General features: G+C 47.0%; 23 protein-coding genes. 11 read left to right on the forward strand and 12 right to left on the reverse strand.

The features are described from left to right. Window positions 1-188: 188 nt before the first annotated feature. Together A4U59_RS11825 and A4U59_RS11830 are read right to left on the reverse strand one after the other, a co-directional pair. Complete coding sequence (locus A4U59_RS11825) at window positions 189-1,589, reverse strand: IS110 family RNA-guided transposase (protein ID WP_066173758.1); 1,401 nt, start codon at window positions 1,587-1,589, stop codon at window positions 189-191. Window positions 1,590-1,803: 214 nt separating this feature from the next. Continuing rightward, window positions 1,804-2,871 carry a YkvI family membrane protein gene (locus A4U59_RS11830; protein ID WP_066173761.1) on the reverse strand — a complete coding sequence of 356 codons (1,068 nt, stop codon included), beginning with the start codon at window positions 2,869-2,871 and terminating at the stop codon, window positions 1,804-1,806. 180 nt (window positions 2,872-3,051) lie between these two features. On the opposite strand from A4U59_RS11830, the gene A4U59_RS11835 reads away from it, so the two are divergent. From A4U59_RS11835 to A4U59_RS11855, 5 genes are all read left to right on the forward strand, one after another. Continuing rightward, entirely contained in the window at window positions 3,052-3,528 is a 477-nt protein-coding gene (locus A4U59_RS11835) for a PaaI family thioesterase (protein WP_066173764.1), read from the forward strand. A 182-nt stretch (window positions 3,529-3,710) separates the two neighbouring features. After that, window positions 3,711-4,742, forward strand: a complete 1,032-nt coding sequence (locus A4U59_RS11840; protein ID WP_066173767.1) for an LLM class flavin-dependent oxidoreductase — start codon at window positions 3,711-3,713, stop codon at window positions 4,740-4,742. A 118-nt stretch (window positions 4,743-4,860) separates the two neighbouring features. Next, window positions 4,861-6,036 carry a serine hydrolase domain-containing protein gene (locus tag A4U59_RS11845; RefSeq protein ID WP_066173770.1) on the forward strand — a complete coding sequence of 392 codons (1,176 nt, stop codon included), beginning with the start codon at window positions 4,861-4,863 and terminating at the stop codon, window positions 6,034-6,036. Window positions 6,037-6,281: 245 nt separating this feature from the next. Next, a complete protein-coding gene (locus tag A4U59_RS11850) occupies window positions 6,282-7,778 on the forward strand; it encodes an esterase/lipase family protein (RefSeq protein ID WP_066173773.1) in 1,497 nt (498 codons plus the stop codon). Window positions 7,779-7,856: 78 nt separating this feature from the next. Next, entirely contained in the window at window positions 7,857-8,312 is a 456-nt protein-coding gene (locus tag A4U59_RS11855) for a staygreen family protein (protein WP_245680545.1), read from the forward strand. 53 nt (window positions 8,313-8,365) lie between these two features. Here the strand turns inward: A4U59_RS11855 and A4U59_RS11860 are convergent, their stop codons facing one another. Beyond that, window positions 8,366-8,587 carry a hypothetical protein gene (locus tag A4U59_RS11860; RefSeq protein WP_066173778.1) on the reverse strand — a complete coding sequence of 74 codons (222 nt, stop codon included), beginning with the start codon at window positions 8,585-8,587 and terminating at the stop codon, window positions 8,366-8,368. Between the two features lie 576 nt (window positions 8,588-9,163). Between A4U59_RS11860 and A4U59_RS20895 the strand changes: the two genes are divergently transcribed. After that, on the forward strand, window positions 9,164-10,279 hold the full coding sequence (locus A4U59_RS20895; RefSeq protein ID WP_083270811.1) for a restriction endonuclease subunit S: 1,116 nt from the start codon (window positions 9,164-9,166) through the stop codon (window positions 10,277-10,279). Between the two features lie 178 nt (window positions 10,280-10,457). Here the strand turns inward: A4U59_RS20895 and A4U59_RS11870 are convergent, their stop codons facing one another. Then, on the reverse strand, window positions 10,458-11,018 hold the full coding sequence (locus tag A4U59_RS11870) for an FAD-dependent oxidoreductase (RefSeq protein WP_066173782.1): 561 nt from the start codon (window positions 11,016-11,018) through the stop codon (window positions 10,458-10,460). Window positions 11,019-11,369: 351 nt separating this feature from the next. Continuing rightward, window positions 11,370-12,452 (reverse strand): branched-chain amino acid aminotransferase, encoded by a 1,083-nt coding sequence (locus tag A4U59_RS11875; protein ID WP_066173784.1) that lies wholly within the window; start codon window positions 12,450-12,452, stop codon window positions 11,370-11,372. A 250-nt stretch (window positions 12,453-12,702) separates the two neighbouring features. Here A4U59_RS11875 and A4U59_RS11880 point away from each other — a divergent pair, with 250 nt between their 5' ends. Further along, window positions 12,703-13,401: a hypothetical protein gene (locus A4U59_RS11880; protein ID WP_066173787.1), complete on the forward strand. Its 699-nt coding sequence runs from the start codon at window positions 12,703-12,705 to the stop codon at window positions 13,399-13,401. 52 nt (window positions 13,402-13,453) lie between these two features. On the opposite strand, the gene A4U59_RS11885 is transcribed toward A4U59_RS11880, so the two are convergent. From A4U59_RS11885 to A4U59_RS11900, 4 genes are all read right to left on the reverse strand, one after another. Beyond that, entirely contained in the window at window positions 13,454-14,065 is a 612-nt protein-coding gene (locus A4U59_RS11885; protein ID WP_066173789.1) for a TetR/AcrR family transcriptional regulator, read from the reverse strand. 74 nt (window positions 14,066-14,139) lie between these two features. Next, window positions 14,140-14,871 carry an ABC transporter permease gene (locus A4U59_RS11890; RefSeq protein ID WP_211274928.1) on the reverse strand — a complete coding sequence of 244 codons (732 nt, stop codon included), beginning with the start codon at window positions 14,869-14,871 and terminating at the stop codon, window positions 14,140-14,142. Further along, entirely contained in the window at window positions 14,864-15,589 is a 726-nt protein-coding gene (locus tag A4U59_RS11895) for a fluoroquinolone export ABC transporter permease subunit (protein ID WP_066173796.1), read from the reverse strand. The genes A4U59_RS11890 and A4U59_RS11895 overlap by 8 nt, the downstream gene beginning before the upstream one ends. Continuing rightward, entirely contained in the window at window positions 15,582-16,439 is an 858-nt protein-coding gene (locus tag A4U59_RS11900) for an ABC transporter ATP-binding protein (protein WP_066173798.1), read from the reverse strand. The genes A4U59_RS11895 and A4U59_RS11900 overlap by 8 nt, the downstream gene beginning before the upstream one ends. A 191-nt stretch (window positions 16,440-16,630) precedes the next feature. Between A4U59_RS11900 and A4U59_RS11905 the strand changes: the two genes are divergently transcribed. The 3 genes from A4U59_RS11905 (at window position 16,631) to A4U59_RS11915 (ending at window position 19,682) form a co-directional block, all read left to right on the forward strand. Further along, a complete protein-coding gene (locus tag A4U59_RS11905) occupies window positions 16,631-16,864 on the forward strand; it encodes a hypothetical protein (RefSeq protein WP_066173801.1) in 234 nt (77 codons plus the stop codon). A 226-nt stretch (window positions 16,865-17,090) separates the two neighbouring features. Then, window positions 17,091-17,291, forward strand: coding sequence for a cold-shock protein (locus A4U59_RS11910; protein ID WP_066173803.1), 201 nt, complete (start codon window positions 17,091-17,093; stop codon window positions 17,289-17,291). Between the two features lie 465 nt (window positions 17,292-17,756). Further along, window positions 17,757-19,682: a PTS fructose transporter subunit IIABC gene (locus tag A4U59_RS11915; protein ID WP_083270812.1), complete on the forward strand. Its 1,926-nt coding sequence runs from the start codon at window positions 17,757-17,759 to the stop codon at window positions 19,680-19,682. A 120-nt stretch (window positions 19,683-19,802) separates the two neighbouring features. Here the strand turns inward: A4U59_RS11915 and A4U59_RS11920 are convergent, their stop codons facing one another. From A4U59_RS11920 to A4U59_RS11930, 3 genes are all read right to left on the reverse strand, one after another. After that, window positions 19,803-20,420, reverse strand: coding sequence for a TetR/AcrR family transcriptional regulator (locus A4U59_RS11920; protein WP_066173806.1), 618 nt, complete (start codon window positions 20,418-20,420; stop codon window positions 19,803-19,805). Beyond that, window positions 20,374-21,651 carry an MFS transporter gene (locus A4U59_RS11925; RefSeq protein WP_066173809.1) on the reverse strand — a complete coding sequence of 426 codons (1,278 nt, stop codon included), beginning with the start codon at window positions 21,649-21,651 and terminating at the stop codon, window positions 20,374-20,376. The genes A4U59_RS11920 and A4U59_RS11925 overlap by 47 nt, the downstream gene beginning before the upstream one ends. A gap of 140 nt (window positions 21,652-21,791) precedes the next feature. Next, window positions 21,792-22,190 (reverse strand): YbaN family protein, encoded by a 399-nt coding sequence (locus tag A4U59_RS11930; RefSeq protein WP_066173812.1) that lies wholly within the window; start codon window positions 22,188-22,190, stop codon window positions 21,792-21,794. Between the two features lie 673 nt (window positions 22,191-22,863). On the opposite strand from A4U59_RS11930, the gene A4U59_RS11935 reads away from it, so the two are divergent. Then, window positions 22,864-26,910, forward strand: coding sequence for an Ig-like domain-containing protein (locus A4U59_RS11935; protein WP_066173815.1), 4,047 nt, complete (start codon window positions 22,864-22,866; stop codon window positions 26,908-26,910). Window positions 26,911-26,976: the final 66 nt, after the last annotated feature.

Consider the following 26,976-nt stretch of genomic DNA (forward strand, 5'->3'; position numbering starts at 1 on the left):
GGGTTTCACGTATTATTCGTACTTGTAGGACAAGATCCATAACGCTGTCACACGAGGTCAGAGCCTCAGGCACCAAATACAATGTAATCTTACGTCCTAGAGAAGCCCCTTTTTAACTAAATAACGAGTCAAAAGCTTTAGATACGGTTGATTGGTTAAGTTGCTTACAAAAGGCACATTTTACGCATTTAACAGGTTTGTGAAACGACGAATTTTTCATAAAAATATTGGCAGTTTTTCTTATGCAGTTTCTTGCTTAGTTCATCGTATAAGCTGTAATTTTCTTGGTCGGTATGGTACAGGTTCTGATGACGGATCATGGAAAAGGCCAGGCGTATCATTCGGTTTCCAAGGGCAATATAGGCCTGTCCAGGGTGTTTCCCTCGGTCTTTAAGGGCAATGTAACGCTTCTTCATTTCGGGGTTGTTCACCGCCAGAGACTTCCCTACCTGATAGACAATATTCCGGAAGGCCCTCCGGCCTTGTTTGGAAACGGCATAGTATGAAGGGGTTCGCCCACCAGACTGTTTCACAATAGGGTTTGTCCCAGCCATCTTAATGAGTTGCCCAGCATGATCAAAATCCGTGATATCGCCCATTTCCGCGAATAGTTCAGCCCCTGTTACAAGTCCAATCCCTGATACACTAAGGGTGACTGCCCCCTCTGTTTGAACAAATAAATCTTCAATCTCGCGTTCCAATTCCTTAATTTGTGTATCCAGTAAATCCAATTGGTCCAACTTTTGGTTGAGCAGGAACTGCTCTGCCTCAAGAAATTCCTTTGGCTGTGAGATGGAGTGCTCGGCTAATTCCAATAACATTTCGATACTGTCGTCCCTCATCTTCAAATTATGCTTTTTAGAAAGTTTGCGTAATCCCCTTGATCCGAGAGTAAGAATGTCAGTCGGATGAAGGTGATGCCGCATGAGATAGCGGGGCGCTTTACCAAATAGCTTACTAAAGGGCTTAATATGCTTTCTCTTATCATCCATCCACACGGTCTTCCCTTGAAATTCACGGAATATATGATCCAAATGAACACGAATCATATTTTGTGTGGCGGAACGCTGTTTAACCAGTTCCCGACGGGAACGTGTCAGCTTTCGCAAGCTATGATGTATGCCAACGGCCAGCTCACTTGATGTACCACGGCCATGTATGATTGTTTGAACGATTGCCATCAAATCCAGATTATCGGTCTTGGATCCATTTAACAGCATTTGGCGCTCCTGGGCAGTGCTGGCTGAGTTCACTATCCGGACATGATAGCCCTCTGAATGGAAACGCCGGACCAAATCCTCGTAATAGTGACCGGTTGTCTCAATTCCCACAATGACCTCTTTCATGCCCCTGTTACTCTTCTCAGTCTCAATAAGCTCTCTTAGTTTCTCTATGCCTGTTAGTGAAGCATCAAACTCAAATGGTTTAACAAAAATATCCCCATAGAAGTTACAGATCATAGCCTTATGTGTATACTTCGCTGCATCAATAGCCACCACCAACAAATGATCAGTACCTGTATTGCGTATGAATTCTGCCCATCGACTTCCGTTTTTGCCTTGAATGTGATTGAATAATGAATAAGCCACCGTTTTCACTCCTTGGTTGGGATTAGTAATTGGAAGTTCTGTGATAGGTACTTCTATATTACGTGAAAATGGTGGCCTTTTTTATTGTTTTAATCTATTTACTATACTAGGCACTACGTCAAGGCCGACAAAACCCGACGAGTGACAGGCACCACGTCAAGGCCGACAAAACCCGACAGGTGACAGGCACCCCGCCCGGGCACTAAGCCAGCATCTATCTGACATACTCCCTTTTCCTCACCCATACATAAATGACGCCAAGAAAGAATAGCATCCCGCCGTATCCGACAGCGGGGTACAAGTATTTTACCATTGTGGAGAAGCCAAGTTGGCCGAGGGCGAGGGTGACGGCAACAGAGCCGATGATCACCCAGATCTGGGGGATTCTTTTAATAAATGCGGTCCGCTGAATGAAGCCGTATAGACATCCTACAGCTGTGGTGTAGACCGCACCGAACAGCAAAACAGCAAACCCGATTTGAATGCCTGGCCCCATGGTGGCAGCGATGTTGATCATCGGCACTTCCGTATTCGCGACGTAGGTCATGTTCGTAAGGACGGTGAAGTAAATGGCCAGTACGCCGAGGCCGAGACCAAGCCCTCCTGCAAGGGCCCCCTTGAATAACTGCTGTTTGTTTACCGCTCTTGCCCCCATCGGCGCAAGCACCGCAATACCGATGACGATGTTATAGGAGACATAGTTGATTGAGGATATGCCCCAGTTTGGCGCGGCCCCCTCCAGCTGTGCAGCCAGGTTGATTTCTTCATCCGTAATCGGATTGGTCGCAAAACTGTAAATCGAAATGAACAAAACCGATAAAAGCAGAAACGGCACGACATAACTGATGGCCTTCACCACACCTTTCGTTCCGGTGAGAACTGTGACCAATGTCAGGAACGCCATGAGGATGGTCCCCCAAACGGCAGGCAGCTGCAATTGCTCATCGAAGATTGCCCCTGCGCCGGCGATCATTGCAGCCAGGCCGCCAAACAGGAAGAGTGTGATGATCATGTCGATCACGGATCCGAACAGTTTGCCGTTTGTAAAGCGGACGATATCCACGTGGGAGGTTGCCTGCAATTTGTTGCCGAGCATCAATATCGAATAACTGAAAAAGAAAAACAGGAAAGTGGCAAGCGCCACCCCCCAGAGTCCAGTCCATCCATATGCGCTGAAAAATAAAAGCACTTCCTGCCCGGATGCGAATCCGGCTCCGACAAGAGTGCCGATAAAAGTCGATGCGATTAAAAAGGTATTCAATGAAGGCGCCTTTTCTTCCATATTTAGATCCCAACCTTGTTTTTTCCTTAGTTTTTGCGTTAAAGTTTTAATTTATGTAGCGGACCATCGAATCGCCAGGAGAATGCAAAAACACTTGAAGAATTCCAGAAGGTATATCTATTATAGATGTAAGCGCATTCATCGAGTTATTTTGAAACATTAACAAAGGGAGTGGATGAAATGAAGGAAACAGACCAAAAAGCGATTCAAGACATTTATCCGGATGACTTTGCCTGGTGTTATGGCTGCGGGCGTTTGAATGAGAGCGGCCACCATTTCCGGACCCGCTGGGATGGCGATAAGACGGTGACCGAGTATACACCTGAGCCTGAGCATACAGCAATACCGGGTTTCGTCTATGGAGGCCTCATTGCTTCATTAATCGATTGTCATGGGACGGGGTCCGCCGCTCTGGCGCTGCACCGGAAAAACGGACATGAGGCGGGGGATGGAGCATTGCCGCCCCGTTTTGTCACAGCTTCCCTTCATGTCGACTACCTGAAGCCGACACCGCATGGAACTGCACTGAAAGCTGTCGGGTCAGTCGAAGAGGTCCATCCGAAGAAATGGAAAGTGTACGTTGATGTCTATGCAGGGGAAACGCTTTGTGTAAAAGGGGAAGTCGTTGCTGTTGTCATGCCTGAGTCTTTTCGTTAAAGCCCTGCCACATGCCGAATCGTTTTGTCTACACATAATACCCGGTCTGTCTATACGGAAGATGGCCGGGGTCATTTTCTATCGACAAAACCTGACAAGTGACAGACACCTCGCAAGCACTATATTTTTGAAAGCAGCCTCCTGATGCTAAAATTGTTTGTAATAGTAAAAGGAGGAATATCATGTCTCAAAAGGATAGTTCGAATATAGATAAAAAACAGCTGAAAGATATTCCGTTATCGGTGCTGGATCTTTGCCCCGTTACGGTTGAGGGGTCACCGGCTGAATCGTATAAGAACAGTCTGGACCTGGCACAGCATGCGGAGAAGTGGGGGTTTGAACGCTACTGGTTTGCTGAGCATCATAACATGACGGGGATTGCCAGTTCGGCGACATCGGTTGTGATCGGCCGTATTGCAGCAGGCACGTCGACGATCAGGGTCGGATCAGGCGGTATCATGCTGCCCAACCATTCGCCGCTTGTCATTGCCGAGCAGTTCGGCACGCTTGAATCAATGTTTCCGGGAAGGATCGACCTTGGCCTCGGCCGGGCGCCGGGAAGCGACCAGCAGACGGCTCGGGCTTTAAGGCGTGAACTTGGAAGCGGCGGGGAGGATTTTCCCCAGCTTCTTGATGAGCTGCGCACCTATTTGCATCCTTCGCATGAATTGCCGGTCAGGGCGATTCCGGGAGAAGGGCTCGATATACCGATCTGGCTGCTCGGTTCAAGCGGCTTCAGCGCACAGCTTGCCGGACATTTGGGGCTTCCTTTTGCGTTTGCAGCACATTTTTCCCCTGATAATACACTGCCTGCTCTCGATCTGTATAGAAGGCACTTCAAGCCGTCTGATGTCCTTGATGAACCGTATGCGATCGTGGCGCTGAATGTCATCGCAGCAGATACGGATGAGCGGGCCCAGTGGCTGGCAACATCGCAGGAGCAGCAGTTCCTGAGTCTGATCCGCGGCAATCCGGGACGTGTGAAGCCGCCGGTTGATACCATGGATGAAATCTGGAGCGCCTATGAAAAGCAAGTGGTCCGGCAGCAGCTCCGTTCGTCAATCGCGGGAAGCCCGGAAACCGTGAGGACGGAACTGCAAACGTTTCTGGATGACACACAGGCTGATGAAATCATGATCAACGGAAATATCTATTACCATGAAGACCGTATCCGTTCATTTGAGCTGTTAAGCGGCTTGATGGATAAAGCATAAAGGATAAAGGATGGATGGCCTGGCCCCCCGCTCCAATAAATCAGTGGGGTCAGGCGAATTTTTTTAATAGAGGTTATTTTTCGTATCTTGCAGAAGTGACTGAAAGGGGGGGATAAGTGTGAAAAAATTTTACAGGATTTCTTTTTTTATCGCGGTCTTATTATTAATTTCATTTACAATCATATCTTGCAGCACTAATGATAAAGAAGAAACAGACAGCCTGTATAATGAAGGGCCAAGCAGCAATGCCAATGGAAGGGAAGGGACTGCTGAGCATGAGGCGATTCCACAAGAAACGGTGAAAATCGAGCCTTATTGGCCAACTGAGGAATGGCGGAAAGCCTCTCCTGAAAGTGCAGGAATGGATTCATCCTATTTGGTGGATATGTTCAGATATATCGAAGGCGAACATATTCCGATGGAAGGATTCCTTATTGTGAAGGATGGTTATATCGTCGCTGAAAAATATGGCGGGGCATACAGTGAAGGAGCGCCGCATCCGATTTATTCAGTAACAAAAAGCCTGGCGTCTGCAGCGGTCGGAGCGGCGATCAAGGAAGGCGAAATCAATAGCGTTGATGAAAAAGCACTCCATTATCTTGAGGCGGAAAAAGTGACTGACTTGAATGATTGGAAAAATAAGCTTACGATCAAACATCTTTTGACGATGAAGTCAGGACTCGATTTCCCGGAACAGTCACAAAAAGGGTTTTATGAATCGGATACCTGGAAGAATTTTATGGATTCGGAAGATCCTGCATACTATATTATGAACCGGCCGGTGCGGTCTGATCGTGATTCCTGGAGTTACAGTACAGGTGATGCAAGGGTTGTATCGAAAATCATTCAGGAGGCAACCGGCAGCCCGCTTTCGGACTATATGCAAGAGCGTGTATTTGATCCGCTGGGAATTAAGGGTGTCGAGTGGCCTTCTGACCGCTCCGGGACTTCATTCGGAGGAATCGGTGTCAAGATGAAGCCGCGCGATATGGCGAGATTCGGCTATTTATACTTAAAAGGCGGCAAATGGGAGGACGAACAAATTCTGCCTGAAGGATGGGTTGAAGAAAGCACGCAGCCTTATGGTGACACGAACGGCAATTTTGACGGCAGCAAGTATGGATATTATTTCTGGCTGAAATCAGTAAAAGGCTATGACACATACCGGGCGATGGGGCTATATGGCCAATACATCGTTGTTGTGCCGGAACTTGACCTGGTTGTCGTCCAGACATCAAGCGGGATGGATGTTGATCCGCTATTGGAGGAGTATATCATTCCGTCAATGAAGTAGCTGATCATGTTCTGCAATCGGTGCCTGTCACCTGTCGAATTTTCTTGTTTCACAATGTGAAAGCGCCCGGCCTTTACAACCAAAGGCCGGGCGCTTTTTGTGCTGTATATACTTGCAAGCGGCAGTGCCTGTAAGAACGCCGTCCGCTCCAAATGTACTATTTTATCCCTTTTTCCCGTATATATTATTTGGATTCCTTTATGATGAAACATGGTATCCATAACTTATGCCGAGGAGAGTGGCGCATGCTGAAAAGATGGTTTTTGTTAGTTATCGCTTTGTTTTTTGTGTTTCCTACAATCAGTCTGGCGGGTTCGTTTGGGAAGGATGACCCTTCAGGTGTGCCGGGGCAATGGTATGTCGGAACGACGCCGGCGGATGTGGCGCCTTCCAAATATCCGGTTCTTTTTGTCCATGGATTGAACAGCTCATCGAATACGTGGTGGCAGGATAACAACATGTATGACACTGCTTACCAGAACGGTTACGAAACGGCATTCATCGATTTATATCCAACCAAAACGATGTGGGACAACGGAGCAATGCTCGCTCAAAAGATTAAGGACATTTATAATCATTTTGGCGAAAAGGTTGTAATCGTCGCTCACAGCAAAGGCGGTGTTGATTCGCAGTCCGCCCTTGTTCATTATGGTGCATCTCCTTATGTCGAGCGGCTTATTACATTATCAAGCCCTCATCAAGGTTCCGAGTTGGCTGACCTTGCCCACAGCAGCTGGGCCGGATGGCTCGCCGGAATTCTAGGCAGCAAAAGTGATGCGACCTATTCATTGCAGACCGGATATATGGCATATTTCCGGTCGGTAACAGACAGTCATGCCAACCTGTATAAAACCCCCATCTACACATTCGGCGGCACCAAATGGGGGAGCTTCGGCAGTTCGCTTTATTGGGGCGGCCTCTATTTGCGGGCATACGGCAGCAATGACGGCGCCGTGACGGTGAACAGCTCAAGGCTTCCATATGCACAAGAGCTCGCGGTGGGGAGCTGGAATCACTCGACCATCAAGGAAGGCCCGTCAACGTTCCACCTTTTTCAAGACTACTTGAATGAATCTCTATATACAGCAGCGAGTTTCGGAGCCCGGACAATGGATAACGCTGCGACCGCTAGTGGAGAAGCGGGACATTACTTGAGCGGCGGAGAATACACCGGGGTGGAAAAAGAACACTTTAATGTAGAAGAAGGCGTGGAGGAGCTGGAAATTGACTGGATCAGCGATCAGCCTTCAACAGATCTTTCCCTCGTTTCCCCTGATGGTGAAAGACAGTCAGACTTTGCTGTTGTACAGGATAAAACAGAATACTTAAAAGGCGCTTATCACCATTCGCTCGCCATTCCAAATCCGACAGCCGGTAAATGGTCGATTCAGGCAAAAACGAATCAACAGGAACGCTACTTAATGAATGTTACATTCGACAGCCAGCTGAACAACTTACTTGAAACGAACATCAAGGGCGATGAAGTCAAACTGAAAATAAGAGATAAAAAAATGAAAGTGAAATCCGCTATGACATTGGAGTATTACCGAAATGGCAAGCTTAAGCAAAGGAAAGTGAATGTTAACCAGAAAACCGGCGAGGTCTATAATCTTCCCGACCTTGGTGAAGGTGTTTATAATATGACAATCAATATTGAGGGACTGAGAGGCAAGGAGAAGTTCAACAGAACAATCGTCGAATCGGTTTATGTGGATGGGACCGGGAAGGTGTATGGGCGGTAAGGGAGCGTATTGAGAAGAGAAGGATAGCGCCTGGCTCCGAGCCATTAAAGCAGCGGGGGCCGGGCAGCTGAAAAAGGGGTGCGGAATTTGAAAAAGCTTAACCCGGGTAAGCTTTTTGTCGAGTTCAGAGATGGCACATCACAGGCAGAACCTGTCATCGGGCGAAAATATACACTTACCCATTCTGACATAACGGCCGAGCTGTTTCTCACCATCGGTATTGCTTACGCCTACGATAAAATTAATAAAATGAGAGATGAAGTGCTGGCAGAATGGAGAATGAGAAATGGTTTTCCCTATTTACATGCTTATGTTTACGTAGATGGTGAGTTTGGGCCTGATGTATCAGCGGTTCGCAATAACATTTTCAGGCGTGAGCTTCCTCTCGCTCTAGAAGCGGTCAGGTACGGGGATAGAAGGTTTTTTGCAGCGCATCCCAATCTCGACAAGGCGCCGATTTGGATTCACTTTAACTCGGCGATTCCATTTTATAACCGATTTGAAAACTGGGGGACTCCCGCGGATTATAAGTGAAAAAGGTTCCTGGCCCCGCGCTAACTTTGGAAGGGGCCGGGAACCTTTTCAAATTATTGGTTCAACTGTTGCTGCGCCTGCTGGGCAAGCTGCTGGATTTGCTGAAGCTGTTGAGCGGCGCTCTGTTCGCGCTGGGCAACCTGCTGACTTTGTTGGGCACTTGCAGTTGCTCCGCCTTGCTGGAGTTGCTGGGCGTTTTGCTGCTCTGATTGCTGGAGCTGTTGGGCGATTTGAGCAATTTGCTGTAGCGTTTGTTGTGCTTGTTGATTTGGCATTGTTGGAATTCCTCCTTTTTAGTTGAACGAACGTTTGTAGTATGCAGAAAGCATTGGGAAATATTCAGGAAAGGAGGCGCTTGATTGTAGAATTTTTTTGAATGGAATGTGTATTGCCGCGGAGTGCTGTTATGAATTGTCAAGGTTTGAATCCATGAAAAAAGGACGCCCTTAGCAGGCGTCCTTTTGCGTATAATTGCGGCGGGGGACTTGCACGCCACATTCGTGCATGGCCGGTGAGGCCGCGTCCATCGACTTACGCAATTCAGCTCATCGCCAGATAACTATAGCATCTTTATGACTGGAATACAACTGGTAATTTTGTTTGGTTACGGGGTCTGTTCTCCGGCATAGTAAAGCGCCGGGGGCCAGGCGCTTTTTGTGGTAAACTATTTGAGTAAGACGGATAAGTGAAGAAGTGTCTCAACATCCATCATTATGCAGATACAGCAGCGGAAGTGATACCTGCCGTATGGGTGCTGGGAAAATGGATAAATAAACATCAAACAGGAGCTTCAAGAAGTGGAAACGCAGAAGGAAAACGATTTGAAAAAGAATGGCATGTAGGTGATCTTGATGGTGAAAACGGAAGAAATGGCAAACGAAAAAACGGTGCCCGGCCGCGTTCCAACAGGCTGGAAAGAGACAAGCTATAAGGAAATTTTCAAGCTTGCCAGCGGGTCGCCGCTGAGCCAAAAGGATATGGGGGAAGGCGACTATCCGGTGTACGGCGGCAACGGGATTGCCGGTTATCATAATGCATACAATTTTGAAGAGCCTCAGCTTGTCATCGGCCGGGTCGGGGCAAAGTGCGGTGTTGTGCACATGACGCCGGCACAGTCATGGATCACAGATAATGCGCTGTATGTAAAAGAGAAACTGGCGGATGTGGATGATCGGTTCATGTATTACAAACTGACTTACGAAGATTTGAACCAGCACGCCAATAAAAATGCCCAGCCGGTCATTTCGGGCGGCCGGATCTACAGCATCAAAACGATCCTGCCTGATGTTGGCGAACAGAAAAAAATTGCAGACGTCCTTGCTGCTTGGGACCTGGCCATCGGTTTGCACATGCAGCTGATCGGGCAGAAAATTGAGCGGCGAAAAGGCCTGATGCAGAAGCTGCTGACAGGAAAAATGAGGCTGCCGGGCTTCTCTGGGGAGTGGCGGCAGGTGCGGCTGGGTGATCTGGCTGACATTTACCAGCCGAAAACGATTTCCCGCAAGGATTTAAAAGAGTCGGGATATCCTGTTTATGGGGCAAATGGGTTGATTGGCTATTACGATCAATACAACCATGAAACATGGCAGGTGATCATCACGTGCCGCGGCTCCACATGCGGAACGGTGAACAAGACGGATGGAAAAGCATGGGTGACAGGAAATGCGATGGTCATTAACGCGGATGGCCACAGTCATGTCATTGATAAAGAATTCCTGTATTATCTGAACCTGATACAGGATTTCAGTAAAATCATAGGCGGGTCCGGACAGCCGCAAATTACGAAAAAGCCTCTGGAAGACTTCGTTGTCAACATTCCCTCTGATCCTGGCGAACAGCAGGAACTGGCCCGCTTTTTCAGCCAGGCGGATAAAGAAATTGAACTGCTGGAGCGGAAAGTCAGTGAGATTGAAACACAGAAAGATGGGCTCCTGGGGCTGCTGATGACGGGCAAAGTCCGGGTGTGACGGATGCTTTTTTGACAGATGCCATTCGACAGGTGCCTGTCACTCCCCGAATAATCTTGTTTCACAAATATGTTTCACATAAAAACGCCTGCCTTTCCCCGATTATAGCGGGAAAGGCAGGCGTTTGCGATTTACGTGCGAGGGAATTGCCTGGCAATTGCCAGGCAATTTATGATCGTTATTTCAACACGTCATGATCCACGTAACGCTCGCCGTTCAAGTCGCTGATGATGTTGATGGCTACTTCCGCACCGTTACCGGCAGTCACGATTGTATGTACGCTGACACCTGCGACAGTTCCGGCTGCCCAGATTCCATCAACATTTGTACGGCCGTTTTTATCAGTATCGATGATTGTCTTGATTCTAGGCTCGGTTCCATCAGTCAAGTTCACACCGGCCTTTTCAGCAACATCCGTCATGACTCCTGTTGCGAACAGGACATGCTTTGCCTCGTATTCATTGTTTTCTGTTGTGACTTTAAAGCCCTCACCTTCGGAGTTTACATTTACGACCGCTTCTTCAACAATTTCAGCGCCGGCTTTCGTTACTTGTTTTTTACCGGTTTCAACGAGATCCGGCCCTGTAATTTCGGCTACCCCATAATGGTTTTCGACCCATGCACGCTGGGTCATGCCTTTGCCATGGTCGAATACGATCGTTTTCTTGCCGGCTCTTCCGGCAAACAATGCGGCACTTGCTCCGGCAGGTCCTGCTCCAATAATTGCGATATCATACATATAAAAACCTCCCAATTGATGATTTATTAATAGAGGATGCCGATAAAGGCGGTTCCCCCAAAATAACAGTTTATAAACATTCCATTTTAGTGGATGGAGGCCATCTGCAGGGCTAGCCCTAACCCGCAAAACCCGTTCAAATATGTAATTTTGCATAAGGGGTATGGAAGATTTTAAAAAATCTTCCTATCTAATAGTAAGTATAGGTAAGGCTGGATGCTTTTTCAAATCTCACATCTTGGATGCGCCGATTCAGTTTGATTTCATGTGAAAAGCGCCCGGCCTTTACCACTGAAATGGTAAAGGCCGGGCGCTTCTGTTCGACAAACACTGACAAGTGACAGGCACCTGTCACACTTTTACAGCTGCAACTTTCTGTGTCCAGCCGAATACGTCATGTTCTTTGCCGATCTGGATTCCGGTGATGGCGTCGTAAAGGCGCTGGGAAAGCTGGCCGATTTTTTCACTGTTGATGGTGATCGGGTTGTTTCTCCAGTTCAGCTGGCCTACAGGTGCGATGACCGCAGCTGTTCCGGCGCCGAATGCTTCTTCGAGTTCTCCGCGCGCGTGGGCTTCATATACTTCATCAATTGTGATCTTTGTTTCCCGGACCGTGATATTCCAATGCTTCAGCAGCTGAATGACGGAATCTCGGGTGACACCTTCCAAAATGCTTCCGTTCAGTTTCGGAGTTACCACTTCACCGTTTATTTTAAAGAACATGTTCATGCTGCCGACCTCTTCGACGAACCGGTTTTCTTTGGCATCAAGCCAGAGGATTTGCGCATAGCCCCTTGCTTCCGCTTCTTCCTGTGCTTTAAGGCTTGCGGCATAGTTGCCGGATGTTTTGACATGGCCGACACCGCCGGGTACCGCCCTGACATATTGTTCTTCAACATAAATTTTCACAGGGCTTAATTGATCCCCGTAATAGGCGCCGACCGGGGACAGGATGACAAGCAGCTTATACTGCTTTGCAGGCCGGACACCGAGAAAAGGCTCGGTGGCAAAAATGAACGGGCGGATGTACAGAGAGGTTCCTTCTCCGTCGGGAACCCACTCTTTGTCGGTTAAAATCAGCTGTTTGACCGCTTTCAGCAGAAACTCCTCATCGATAGCAGGGATGCACATGCGGCTGCAAGACTCATTGAATCGTTTCATGTTTTTATCCGGCCGAAAGAGCTGGACTTCCCCATCCGGTGCCTTATATGCTTTCAACCCCTCAAAAATGGCCTGGCCGTAATGCAGGGCCATTGACGATGGATCGATGGTTAAAGGCTCATAAGGGACAATTCTGGCATCGTGCCATCCCAGGTCCGAATGGTAATCCATCACAAACATATGGTCAGTGAAATGCTTCCCGAATCCCAATGATTGCGTATCTGGTTTTTCCTTCAGGTGTTCCCTCTGATAAAACGTCACTTGTTCGCCCACATTAATTACCCCTCTTCATTCATGCTGATTTTCCAATTATAGATTTTCCCATTATAATAAATATTCTGTAAAAAGACAATAGTTTGATTTTAATCCGTTTATATCTCGACGCGTTAACACATTGCAGAATATGGTCTGTGTTTCTGTCGACAAAACCTGACAGGTGACAGGCACTCCGACATGGTCGACAAAACCCGACAAGTGACAGGCACCGCGAAAATGGGTAAACAATGAGCAGGTGGTGATTTTTATGGAATTGCGTGATATTATTGCGGCAATTAAGAAGGACTTTCCGGGCAGGGCGGTTGATTTGTCGGAAAGTTTGGAGCTTCTGAATGAGACGGTCAGCGGGACGATGAATGAAGTGAACGATAAAATCAATGAAGCGTTCCTTAACCGAGATTTCGAGGCGAGGGAAGAGTATAACAAAGTTGCGATGGCTATTTATAAATATGAACAGCTGCTTCAGGGTGTGGCGGATGAGCTTGATGTGGATCGGGTGGAGATCCAGGCTCGAGAGGATATTTCAGGGTCAGAAGGCGGCAGCAAACGGAATGAGGAGGCATTTCTCGTCGACTCGAAGGTGGAGCATACGCTATATGAGGATTTCACCTATAAACGGCCTTCCGGTTTCAGGATAGGAGACAGTGAACGGATGGAAGTGAAGACCTGGAAGGAGATGCTTCATAAAATGATTGAGTTGCTGATTATGCAGGACGAAGAAAAGGTTACGAGATTAATACGTATGGATAAAATGAATTGCAGGAAGAGAAGGTGCTTTTCGGAGAACAGTGCTGAACTGGTAAACCCTTTGCAGGTAAGCGATGGATTGTTTGTGGAAACGAATTTGAGCAGCAATGGGATAAGAAACATGATGGTAAAGCTATTGAAAGAATATGATTTGAATGTGGGTGATTTGAAGGTTTATTTTCGGGCGGATTATTCGTAGCGGGTGCCTGACCCCCGGCACTTTAAAGCGCCGGGGGTCAGGCACCGCTTCATTATTTCCTGGACAGGCCGTTCTTCAAAAATTCGATCAAATGGTTAGCTGCAGTTTCAAAATCGTCAACTTTGCTGATTGAAGCGACATCCTGAATATGGGTGAATAAATAGGTCATGATCCGTTTTGTGAACTCTTTGGGAAGGTCTTCCCGCAGTTCATTTTTTTCATATGCGTTTTCAATCAGGTCATGCAAATAATCATTCGCCTGGAAATCCATTGTTTTGATGACTTTTTGGTAAATGTCCGAGTCGTGGTCTTTGATGAAGCTCTGGGAGAACTTGTTGATGTATGGATTGTGCCGGGCGAATTCCAGTCCTGTTTTTGAAAGGATATGGAATAGTGAAAAGATATCTTTATTTTCAAAATCGGCCGGATCGATATGGGCCGCAAAGAACTTCTTTTTTTCTTCCGCCAGCATTTTTACCAGAAATATATATAATCCTTCCTTATTTTTAAAATGATAATAGAAGGAGCCTTTGCTGATGCCGGCTTCTCTTAAAATGGTGTTCAGTGATGCGCTTTCATATCCTTTATCTCCAAACTCGTTAATGGCGGCATCAATGACCTCTTGTTTTTTCTCAAAATCTTTTTCTTCGTTCAACACGTTCACCCCGGTTGCTTCCTAAACGGTTATTTTCCTTGAATTATACAGGTTTTGAAAGGTCAACCACAAAGATAGGGACCTCATCCATACGCCCTGCGCAAAAATAAACGGTACACAACGATATTCAAGAGAATAACGTAGATAAGCCCGATCATGAAATATTGAGTGTATGTCATCAGCAGGACACCTTCGCCATGAATGATGCTGCTGATCATTTTCGCCGGCCAGAATCCCGGTGCGAATGCAAAGAACAGTTCTTTTTTATCTAAGAAAAACAGCGCAATTATTGGAAAGGCGAGGATGGCCCCGCTTCCCTTCATGACAGCGAAACCCTCGATTTTATTTTGTGCGAGTGCATTTATGAGCAGGCCAGTCATCGGAGCTCCCAGCGCTGCAACAAAGGAAATCAGCAGGACATCTGCTGTTTGCAAGTTTCCGATGTCTGAAAACAACATGACATACACCGTCGCAATATAGGTGAGCAAAAAAACGATCACCATCCTGAAAGACAGAAACTGATGAACACTGAGCGGCGTCACCCTGATGGCCGTAAGAAGGTGATCATCCCGGTCTTCAAGGATGGAAAAACCGACTAAGGCGCCGTAAACTTGCGGTGTCAACAGGGTAAGGACAACAATGATCAAGTCAGCATAGTGTTCAATGGAAAAGTTGCTGACATCTGCTATCCAGGGCAGCAGGTACCTGCCGATCAAGCCAAACAGGATAGGATAAAACAGCATGAACTTCATCAACGGATCGCGAAGCCATTTTTTCACTTCACTGTTTACAAAGGCTGAATACATATTAAACACCACTTTCCTTCATGGCGAATTCGTCAAATTTTTTCGTGACAATAGTGAATAAAAGCACGCTTGCAGCAAGTAAATAGCCGGCGGAAAGCCAGAGTTCCCAGCTTTCGATTCCGGTGGTGCCGGCTTCAAGCAGAAGCATCGCAGGCTTGGTCGGAATCACGTAAAGGATATTTTTAATGACATCGCTCGTGATGACACCAAGCTGTTCAAACAGGACAGGCAGCATCATGACAAGCGTGTATTTCACCATGCCAACCAACAGATCGGTAAAATCCCTTGAATGATAAGTGAGCCAGACGCCGATAAGTGAATGGAATAATGCAATCAAGGACACAGCTCCGATCAGTCCCGGCAGGTTGACATCAATTTTTTTGAAAATTACTGCGTATCCATAGAGAAGCAGCAGTGTCAGCACGTTGGACAAAATATTGGCAAGACTCTTGGCTGCCAGGTATTCGACCTTATGAATCGGGGCGACCAGAAATGTTTTAATGACACCTTCCTGTTTTTCAAAAAACATCGTCACCCCGATCATGACCATCGACATAGCGGTGGCGTCAAGAAACACGAGCAGCGGGAAGATGTGAGAAACGTCTTCAATGGAGCTGAAAGCAAGAACACCGATCCATAGGAGGCTTGCAACAAAACTGGCGGCGAGGATATTATATTTTTTCATGCGATGCAATTCGCCAACAAATAAAACGAACGTATTATTCATCTTTACCAACCCCTGTCACTTCAATGAAAATATCATCAAGCGTCGTTTCTTTGCTGTGGAGGGTTATGATTTTTTTGGTGGTCAGGATGTTGAAAAATTCTTTGTTTTCTCCCAGATGATCAAGTTCGAATGATGATTTTGTGACTGAGCCATCATCGGCTTCGAATTCCACTTCGACAAGACGCTGGCCATACTTCAACTTAAGATTCTTAGGCGAGTCAATTTCGGCAATCCGGCCGTCTGCCATGAAGGCGACGCGGTCGCATAATTCATCGACATCATTCATTAAATGGGTCGTCAGCAAGACGGTGCCGCCGCTATTTTTGAAATCTTTGATCATATTCTTGATGATTCTGGCATTTTTCGGGTCAAGTCCATTAGTAGGCTCATCCAGAAACAAGATTTTAGGTTCATTCAATAAAGCTCTTACAAAATTCAGCCGCACTTTCATTCCCTTGGAATATTCGTTCACTTTTTTATCCCTGTGTTCGAACAGGCCCACTTGTTTCAACAATTCATCCGTGTTTGCTTGTGTTTTATAGAGTTTCTTGAAAAAGTTGATGTTTTCGGCCGCTGTCAGTTTCGAAAAGTGGACCGGCATTTCAAAGCCGACGCCGATCTCCTGATAAAATTCTTTTCCGTATGATTTCAAATTCTTTCCCTGATAAAGAACGGTTCCTTCATAATCCTCCAGTAATTTGGTCAAAATCTTCTGTGTGGTGCTTTTACCGACACCACTGGGTCCGAGCAAGCCGAAAATTTCCCCTTCCTTCATTGCAAAGTTGACGTCTTTGATGGTTTTTTCTTTGTTTTTCGGATACTGAAATTGCAGGCCGTTAATTGTAAACATACGAGGGCCCCTCCTTCTTGAATCTTCAGACATAACCCTAGACCAATCAGTCTAGACTAGTTGGTCTAATTATATAATGGAGAAGGGAAGAAATCAATGTTCATTCTGTGAACAGTGTGCCTGACCTCCGATACGGTAAAGTGTTAATATAGTGAATAACAGGCACTTTGAAACAGAAGGGGACGGATAAAATGGCAAATCAGAAAATGATGGATAAATTGATTGAAATCGTCGAGAACCAGCTGAACACTGAGGATCCTAAATGTACGAAGGAAACATACGACAGGCTGATGCAGATGGGTTATACCAAAGAGCGAGCCAAGAAAATGATTGCAGCGGTTTTGGTGGAAGAGATGAGCAGCCTCATGAAGAATCAGGAGCCTTTCAATGAACAGCGTTACGGAGAAAAGCTGGCGGAGCTCTGATCGTGTGGACTGGTCCCAACCAATGTCCAATACGGGGAAATGGAGGGCTCCGGAACTTTTTTACAGAATAAATTTGCTTTCTGCCTCCGTATCTGTTATTGTTAGTAAGACTTATTTTTGTTCAGTCTGTTAGGCAACATAAGATTTAAACGTTTCGCCTTAGATAACTTATTGAGCATCAATAGTAATAAAACGTGGACATCGTATCCACACAGGAGGAAACAACATGCAAGAAGGTACAGTAAAATGGTTCAACGCAGAAAAAGGTTTCGGTTTCATCGAGGTTGAAGGCGGAGAAGACGTATTCGTTCATTTCTCAGCTATCCAGGGCGAAGGGTTTAAAACTTTGGATGAAGGCCAAAAAGTAACATTCGAGACTGAACAAGGCCAGCGCGGACCCCAAGCTACAAACGTAAACAAATTCTAATTGTGAAAAAGGACTCTATTGCAGAGTCCTTTTTTTTATTGTTAAGGAAATTATAAAATTTTTGCGTTGTTGATAAAAAGCGGGAAGGGGGTCATCCGGCTCCAGGCGCCAGCGGCTATCGTCATAAGCGGTGATCCCCTTCGGAAGGAAAGCGCACCTTTCTGCGGGTACTCCCGCTTATGCTTACGCCGCTAAGCGGGCGCCTTGCGCTTTTGTTCCCATATAGGAAAGTATAAATTGTCAGCAAGGGAGTATTTCCGCGCAGTGGCCAATTTTAAGATTATAGATAAGGGCAACTACGCCTCTGTCTTCGCCTAAAGGCTCGCCATCAGCGAGTTTTTTTTATGGCTTTAAAGGACATGCCTCCTTTTAAAAGCTGCTATGTATGTTTTTCCAGGTTTCCCATAAAATAAGATGGTTCATTACGACTTCTTTAGAAGAACGTTGTACAGAGGAGGTAAGTGGATGAAGATATCCGAACTGTTATCGGCCGAGACGATTAAGCTTGAGCTTGAGGCGGATAACAAGAGTGGGGTAATCGACGAGCTTGCCGGGGTGCTGGATAAGTCAGGCATGCTCACGAACCCGGAAGCATTCGTAGAGGCAATTTGGGAACGGGAAAAAGAGAGTACGACAGGAATAGGTGAAGGCATTGCCATTCCACATGCGAAAACGGCCGCTGTGAAAAAGCCTGCCATAGCGTTCGGGCGGTCCAGGGAGGGTGTCGATTTTGATTCCCTGGATCGCAAGCCAGCACGGTTGTTTTTCATGATAGCAGCTGCTGAAGGGGCAAACAGGGACCACCTGGAGGCGCTGTCACGGCTTTCGAAAATGCTTCTGGATGATACTTTCAAAGAAGCTTTAATGAAAGCTGTAACTCCCGAAGAGGTTTTGAAGGCGATTGATTTATGGGAGGATGCCCGAACGGAACAGGATAGGGAAAAAGGCAGACAGGCAGACAATGACGGTTCAGAAACCGGACAAGCCGGGCGGAAGCTCAAGCTGCTTGCCGTCACATCATGCCCGAACGGCATCGCGCACACCTATATGGCTGCAGAGAATCTGGAAAAAGCAGCGGAACAGATGAATGTGGAAATGAAAGTAGAGACACAGGGGTCAATTGGCGTGGAAAATGAATTGACCCCTGAAGATATCAAGGAAGCCGACGGTATCATCATTGCAGCGGACAAAGCAGTCGACAAATCGAGATTCGCCGGCATAAAGCTGGTTGAAACAGGCGTGCAGGACGGCATAAACAAGCCTGAAGAGCTTATCAGGAGATTCGAAGAGGGTGATGTCAGTGAGTACGAAGGAGTGAAGTCGGCCGGAGAGCTGAAGGAAGAAAGAAAGCAAGGGCAAAATCCGGTATACCGCCACTTGATGAACGGTGTTTCCTATATGATTCCATTCGTTGTGGTCGGTGGGCTGCTGATTGCGCTGTCACTGGCGATCGGCGGAGAACCTACTCCGGAAGGCCTGCAAATTCCGGAAGGATCCTTTTGGAATAAAGTCCTGGCGGTTGGCGGAGCTTCGTTTTCATTCATGGTGCCGATCTTGGCCGGGTTCATCTCGATGAGTATCGCGGACCGGCCTGGTCTTGCGCCGGGGATAGTCGGCGGTCATATTGCCGCAAACGGAAGCTTCTATGACAGTGAGGCAGGGGCCGGATTCCTTGGCGGAATTGTAGCAGGTTTCATTGCCGGATATGTGGCGAGATGGATTAAGAGGTGGAAAGTACCTAAAATGATTGCCCCGATTATGCCGATTCTGATTATTCCACTACTGGCATCCATCATTGTCGCGGCTGTCTTTATTTTTATAATAGGTACTCCGATTGCTGCCGTGTTCTCCGGGCTGACTGATTGGCTGGAAGGAATGCAGGGGGCAAGCAGCATCGTGCTGGCCTTGATTCTTGGAGCTATGATCGCTTTTGATATGGGCGGACCGGTCAACAAAGTGGCCTTCTTGTTTGGGGCTGCCATGATTGCGGAAGGGAACCCGAATATTATGGGTCCGATTGCAGTAGCCATTTGTGTACCGCCAATCGGAATGGGTGTTGCTACTTTGCTTAACAGGCGGAAGTATGAAAAGGCGGAGCAGGATGCCGGCAAAGCCGCCATTGCGATGGGGCTTGTCGGGATTACAGAAGGTGCAATCCCGTTTGCCGCTAAAGATCCGTTAAGGGTTATCCCGAGCATAATGATCGGGTCCATGGTCGGTGCGGTCATCGCCATGATGAGCGGGGTGACAGACCACGTTCCGCACGGTGGGCCTGTTGTCGCGGTCTTCCGGGCTGTGGAAAATGTCCCGATGTTTTTTGTAGCTATTATAGCCGGTGTCATCGTGACAGCGCTTCTGGTCAACGTGCTAAAAAAACCTATTGACGAATAGATGGCGGGAGATGAAAAAATGACAGGTGACAGGCACCTGTCGAAATTTGCGCAAACAAAAAGCCCGGCTTCCCGGGCTTTTTGTTATGGTTTGACATATATCGACGAGTGACAGGCACCGCTACTCTACTCCCAACGCCATCCGCAAATATTCCACAAACAGCTCTGACTGCTCCTTCAGCTTAATGTCCTCACTTGGCAGGATGGTATGATCAAGTGCCAGGCCGTCGATGGACGAGATAATCGATCTGGCCAGTATTTCACTGTCAAACCTGGTGCTGAATTCTCCGCTTTTTTGCCCCTGTTCAATGATATCCTTGTAAATTTTCAACCCGTTATAGTATCGTACCCTGCCATATTCGCGCCGGCGCTTATCGTTTCGGCCGGTTACGAAGAATTCCAGGTTGGAAGGAGCCATGGGGTCCATTTCGTCATCCGGACGGCCACTTTCACCAAATATGCTTCGCATTAATAAATCCCAGTATGAAGGCACTTCTTTTTTCAATAAGCCCTGCATATTTATTCCGGACTGGGTGAGTGATTCTTCAAGGATTGCTTCATATACGTCTTCTTTATTTGAAAAATATTGATACAGCCCGCCGCGGCTCACATTTGCGGCATCCATGATGTGCTTCATCGTTGTCCGTTCATAGCCGTATTCAATGAATACCTCTTTTGCCGCTTCCAATATGTTAGCTCGACGCTGTTCCTTGTGCTCCTTGCTGACTTTCGGAGACATGTTCATTCCCCCGTTCTATTTTGCTTCTGAATAAGAATACGACTAAGGACATTATCACTAAAAGGGAGGCGGTGATGATGAATGTCGGAATAATCCCTATGACCGTGGCAAGCCATCCGCCAAGTAATGGGCCGATGATGGTGGCGGTTGTTGTCACGCTGTTGATCACCCCGAACACTCTTCCTGTCATATGGACAGGTGTATCGGTTTGCACCGCTGCCTGGAACGGAATGAAGACCAGGCTGGCTGCAAAACCGGCAACAAACCCGAGAGCCGGCCCCCACATAAGTGAAAAAGGTATATCAGCAGCTGTCAATACTGCCATCATACCAAAGCTTACGCCGACCCCACAAACACCGGTAATCATCAGCAGGAGGGCGTTATACTCTGTTTTCCTGGCCAACAGCAAGCCGGCGAGAAACATGCCGAGGCCTGAACCGGTCACGAGCATACCGAACAAATCAGGAGAAGCGTCCGTTAATTGGCGGATCAGCACGATGAATTGTGAATCGGACAGCTGCAGGATCAACAGGCTGATTCCCAGCACCGTCATACCTATTAAAAAATAACGGTTTCCTTTGATGAAAGCCATCCCTTCCAAAAAATCTTCTTTAAAAGAAGACTTTTCAGTATGTTCAGCCTGCTGTGTCTGTTTCTCAAGGACATTTGCAGCCTTTGGCAATAAAAAGATGAGGAGGGAGGAAATGATGAACGTCGCCGAGTCGATGTAAAAGACGAGCTTCGTCCCGAATGAAGCAACCAGAATTCCGCTCAGCAGCGGCCCCGCGATTTTCGTGCCGGAATCGATCATGGATGTAATGGACATGGCGCTTTTCATATTTCCCTCCGCAACCACTTCTTTCAATTTACCGTTTTTTGCCGGGACAAAGACGGCGGACAGCAGCCCTGTCGCAAACAAACAGACATACACGGTGTAGATGGAACTTGCCGTTGCCAGTATGAGAATCAGGACGGCTCTTGCCAGGTCGGAAATAATCATAAGCGTTTTCCGATTTAGCCGATCAGCAATAGTTCCCGTGAAGGGGCCGAGCAGCGCCATCGGCACAGCCAGGGACAAAATGATGAAAGAAACTTCCAATGGTGTTGCATTCCATTTCAATCCGACAAGCGTAATAACCGCCACAATACTCAGCCAATCACCAAGTCCTGAAATTAACTGGGCGGCCATTAACGTCAAAAACCCTTTATTTCGTCCCAACCGTGCTTCCATATAAAATCCCTCCATTTATTAAAACGACAGTAGTGTCATTTTTATTATAACGACACCGATGTCGTTTTTTCAACCCCTTTTGGATAAAAATAAAAAAGATGCCCGGCCCAGGTCGCGATAACGTGTTATCGCAGCGTGGGTCAGGCACCATCATTGGTCTCAAGTGTTTTCAGTGAAAGCAAGTAAAGGCTTACGCCGATGCCTACGGCAAATAGAATGACCGTGACAAAGGGTTTTGATACGAGCCACATTGACAGGAAAAGTGTCAGCCATAAAAAGATAATAGAACTGACTTTGGCCTTCTTTTTTATGGCCCGGTATTTAATGTAGTTATAGATATACGGTCCAAAAATCCTGTGATTGATCAACCAGTTGTAAAGCTTTTCCGAGCTTCTAACATAAAAGTAGGCAGCCAGCAGTAAAAGCGGCGTTGTCGGCAGCACCGGCAAAACGATCCCGAGCACACCGAGTGCGAGTGACAGCGAACCTAGAAAAACAAAAAGATATCTTTTTATCGAAAAACGGAATGGTGGCTTCATTGTTACGTTCCTTTCTTGTACAAAGGTTCATGCCCATAAATTATTGAAGTGATCCGGTTTGACGTTTTGCTTTATCAGCTTTTGGACTAGAGCGCGACTCGTTGCTGCATTTCAGAACTGCCAGTAGACGCAAATCGTCCCTAAAGTTAGAGTACTTGCATGTTCCCGGAAACTCACACTTATGAACCGCCTGCCGCGGTACAATCTCTATTTAAAATGTACAATTACTCCGGTGAAGTATGAAATCTGCTATTGGTACCATTTCATCTTAGCTGTGTTCCTTCGCGTTCAGAGAATCCATACCCTCGTTTTCAACGTACAGCCAGATAGTAATAAATTATAGCATTATTTTACTATTATCGGTTGCCCTCGGCTTCTTTAATAGAGCCATATCGGGGAGGAATTTCAAAGTCAAATATGCCGGACGGACAGGATTTCACTAAAACTTTTGCATTTTAACACTATCTTTACATAATAAATCGTTCTCAAATAAGAACAAAATCTTCTCATTATTCGTCCTTTATTTTCAGTACAGGAGTATAATTAAACAAAAGGGTTGTTCTTTTTAACGAACAATTTGAAATCTGTTTCCTAAAGGAGGGAGTGCAAAAACGATGATGACGAAAGTGAACAACGATACCGGCTGAAACTGAATAAAAAGGAGGGCTCGAGGGTGAAAAAATCAACACTTCGCAAAAGATTCAAGAAGGTTATCGTTTTACTGTCAATTTTTCTCCTTACGATTATAAATGGGCTGGGAGCGACGGTATTGGCAGCAGGGGGGAACAGTGGCAGTACCGAGACGGGCGGGGAAAAAACATATACGATCACTATTCATGCTGAAGGTCTGGATAACGAAACCCAGGCACACGTTACGCTAAGCAAGAAAGCGGAGGCAGGCGAGCCGCCGGTGACCATGTCAGGGGATACAGTCAACCATCAAATTGTGTTTAAGCAAGTTCCTCCAGGCGGGTCGGCCACAATTACAGGGAGCGGCATTGCTGGATATGAAGGTCCGGTGCCATTGATAATCGAGCTGAAACAGGCACAGGGCAATTTTCAAAAATCAGGGACGCTCCTTTATAAAAAAGTGGAACGCATCGGGGTAACAGGCATCACCATAGATAAAAGTGCTGTGAGCTTGTTGAAAGGGCAGCAAGAAAAAATCACGGCCAGCATCGTGCCGGCAAATGCCTCAAACCAGGCTGTAAGCTGGACAAGCAGTGATCAGGGTGTTGCCATTGTGGATGCAAGCGGCAATGTCTCAGCGAAGGCGAGCGGTACTGCGAACGTGACGGCGGCAATTACGGATGGAAACCAGACATTCACGGCAACAGCTTCTGTCACGGTAAAGGAGATTACGGGATTTCAGCCTCTCGAGACAATCACCGCTCAAACAGGTGAAGTGATTACGCTGCCGGCTGAAGTAACTGCCGTTCTAAACGATGGTTCAACATTGCAAGTCCCGGTATCCTGGGACGGAACGAATGGTCAAGCTGTCTTTAAGGAGCCAGGGACTGAGACACTGACAGGAACTGTGACAGGAACAGCTGAAAAACCTGTGCTGACGATTGAGGTAACCGGTTCTACAGCAGTTGAAGTGAAAACGGCCGTGTTGGATGCGAACACACAGAGCCTCTTTATTGGGGAAACAAAGACCCTTTCCATCATTGAATATACACCTGAAGGGGCAAGCTTGCAGGCGCTTGTATGGAAAAGTGATGGCTCAGCCGTTTCGGTACAAAAAACGGGTGATCCTGCGGTTGTTGAGTTAACGGGTACTGCAGCGGGAAGCTCGGTTGTTACAGTCGAAAAGCTTGATGGAACACCGCTTGCAGAATGTTTAGTCACGGTTGCTGCGGATCCGGCAGTCACCGATCCGGCATATATCGTGGCGACAACTGAAGATTCTGCTGAGGCTGTCGACCAATTTGAAGATAAAGAAAGCGTGTTTATCCGCGCGTATGGAATGCCTGAAGGCACCTATCATGTAAAAGTGGAGCAGAAGGGCAGCGATCCTCTTCTCGGTGACGGCACCGTGGATATTGCTTTTAATGAACAGGGTGAGGCGATATTCAACCTTTATGATGTGACTGGGTTTGAGGAAACGGAAAATTTCTCGAAATCATACTTTGTTTACATGAGCCAGGACCCGGTCTTTCCACCTGGGGATGATGAAGACGGCATTCCGAAAACATTCCAGGATAATTTCAAAATCGGTTCGCCGATTCCAACTGGCGCTATTGGCGTTAACGTGGTAGTTGAGGAAAATGGACAAATCATCTCACTGGATCCGGAACTTAAAGGAATGGATGTCATCCTTGGGCGTGAAATCAAAGATAAAACAGCAGCAGAGACCCAATTGGAGGATTATCTGAATCCGCTTTACGATGGAACAGACGCCACCTCCAAATATTCGGATGAAGCGAAGTTGATCGGCGAGGTCCAGGCAGACGGCAGTGTCGTCTGGGGCACACCAAAGGAAGTGCTGAAAATCGGCGGGTATATCCTGTTGATCGAACTGCCGGACGGCTATACTTCTAACCTTGATCAGTTAAACCCGGATTCCGAAGACGGCGAACTGCTGAAGGAAGTCCATATTGAACGGGATACCGATATTTACCGTCAGATTGTCCTGAAAAAGACAGCAGTGGATGATGGGGATGAAGGCCCTGATGTTACACTGAGCGCTCCACAGTTGAGTGTGTATATCGGCGGAACAGCGAATCTTTCAATAATTGACTTTTTCCCGGCAGATCTTGATCTGGCAACTCTTGAGTGGGACAGTTCAAATCCGGAGATTGCTAATGTGACGGTTGGCGATGATCCGGCACTTGCCGCCATTGAAGGGCTTTCCGCCGGGTATGCTTCAATTACAGTTAAAACGACTGATGGCGAACCGCTGGCAAGTTGTTATGTCAGCGTTGGTGCAGACCCATCCGTGGTCGATCCATTCCGGATTGTTGCCACGACGGAAGATTCGGAAGAACCGGTCGACCAGTTCCTGTCGAAAGAAGATGTCTACATCAGAGGCTATAATCTTCCTGCTGGCGACTATCATGTAAAAGTGGAGCAAAGCGGAAGCAACCCACTTCTCGGTGAAGGGATGTTTACTGTAGGAGAAGGGGAAGATTTGGTAGGCTTCAATCTGTATGAAATAACAGAATTTAGAGATACGACCAATTTCTCAAAATCCTATGTCGTTTATATGAGCCAGAACTCTGACTATCCGATGGGGGATGACGAAAACGGCATTCCGAAAACATTCCAGGATAATTTTAAAATCGGTTCGCCGATCCCTACTGGCAATCTAAACGTGGATGTAGCCCAGCTAAGGGGCGGAGTCATTGGGCCGGTCGATTCAATCATAGTCGGCAAGGATGTCATTCTTGGCCGTGAGATAAAAGACAAAACCGCTATTGAAACGACCTATCAAGATTATTTGAACCCGCTTTATATTAATGAGTTGGCCACTCCGGGTATTTCGAAATATACAGATGAGGCGAAATTGATAGGCCACATCCAGGCGGGCGGCAGCGTCAAATGGGATCCTCCGAAAGAAGTGCTGAAAATCGGCGGCTATATCCTATTGGTCGAGTTGCCGGATGGGTTCATATCCAATCTGGATATGCTGAATCCGGACAGCGATGATGGGGAGCTATTGAAAGAAATCCATATCACGCGGAATTCAGTCATTGAGCGGGAGATTATCATTCAAAACATTTCATATACAGGTCCTGGAGATTCACCAGTGGAGGAAAATCCGGATGAGGGGGACAGCGGCGGAGTGCCGATAGAAGAAGGGGAAGATAACGACGATGGTGATGAACCCCAGGTTGATGGAGATTCTGAGGGAGATGACGGAGGTGTACCGGGAGACGGATCAGCCGGCGATCCATCAGCGCCTCCTTCCGAAGGCGGAACAGATCAGCCAGGACCTCCCGATGCAGCACCTGGAGACGGACAGGGCGGAACTGAACAGCCTAAAAAGAAAACAGTCATCACGAAGCCTGTTGTGAAAGATGGAAAGGCAGCCATCCCTGATGCGGCTGTTGAGTCGCTGGCAGACAAAGGGAATATCCACGTTGATGTAAAGGATACCGGGAAAGATCCTGTAATTAATGTTGTATTGACCGAAAAACAAGTACGCTTATTGAAAGCTAAACAGGCAGCTGTCACGATTGCAAGAGGCGGCCTCAACATTAAAGTTCCTTCTTCTATTTTGGGTGATGAGGAAGATGTAATTATCATCATTAAACGGCTGCAGGATATTCCCGAAGCCCTGAGCGAGGTATACGATATCACAATTAAGCAGGGGAACAAAACCATCAGTCAATTTGATGAAGGAATCTTGTTGACATTTACCGTAAACACACGAACAAACAGTAATCCAGAGCAAGGAAAAATCTTTTATTTGAATGAAGAAACGAACAAATGGGAGCTTATTGGCGGAGAGTACCATGAGGGTAAAGTATCAGGCTACACCAGGCATCTCAGCACGTTCACAGTATTAGGAAACAGCGAAGATGAAGAAGGGCAAACGCCAAATCCTTTTAACCTGGTATCTGCTTCAACCAATGGAACAAATGTACAGCTTCTTCCAAATACGGCGGGAAACAGATATGACTTGCTCCTGGTCGGTTTCACTCTTGCAGCATTTGGACTTGCACTATTCCTTCTGAACTCGAGGAACAAAGCGAGAGTGCGCACAAAAAGATGAACATAAAGAAAGAGCCTGACCCCGGCCGGGATCAGGCTCTTTACGTGAGAAGCAATTTGAAAAATC

The organism is Bacillus marinisedimentorum, assembly GCF_001644195.2.
GTDB lineage: Bacteria > Bacillota > Bacilli > Bacillales > Bacillaceae_O > Bacillus_BL > Bacillus_BL marinisedimentorum.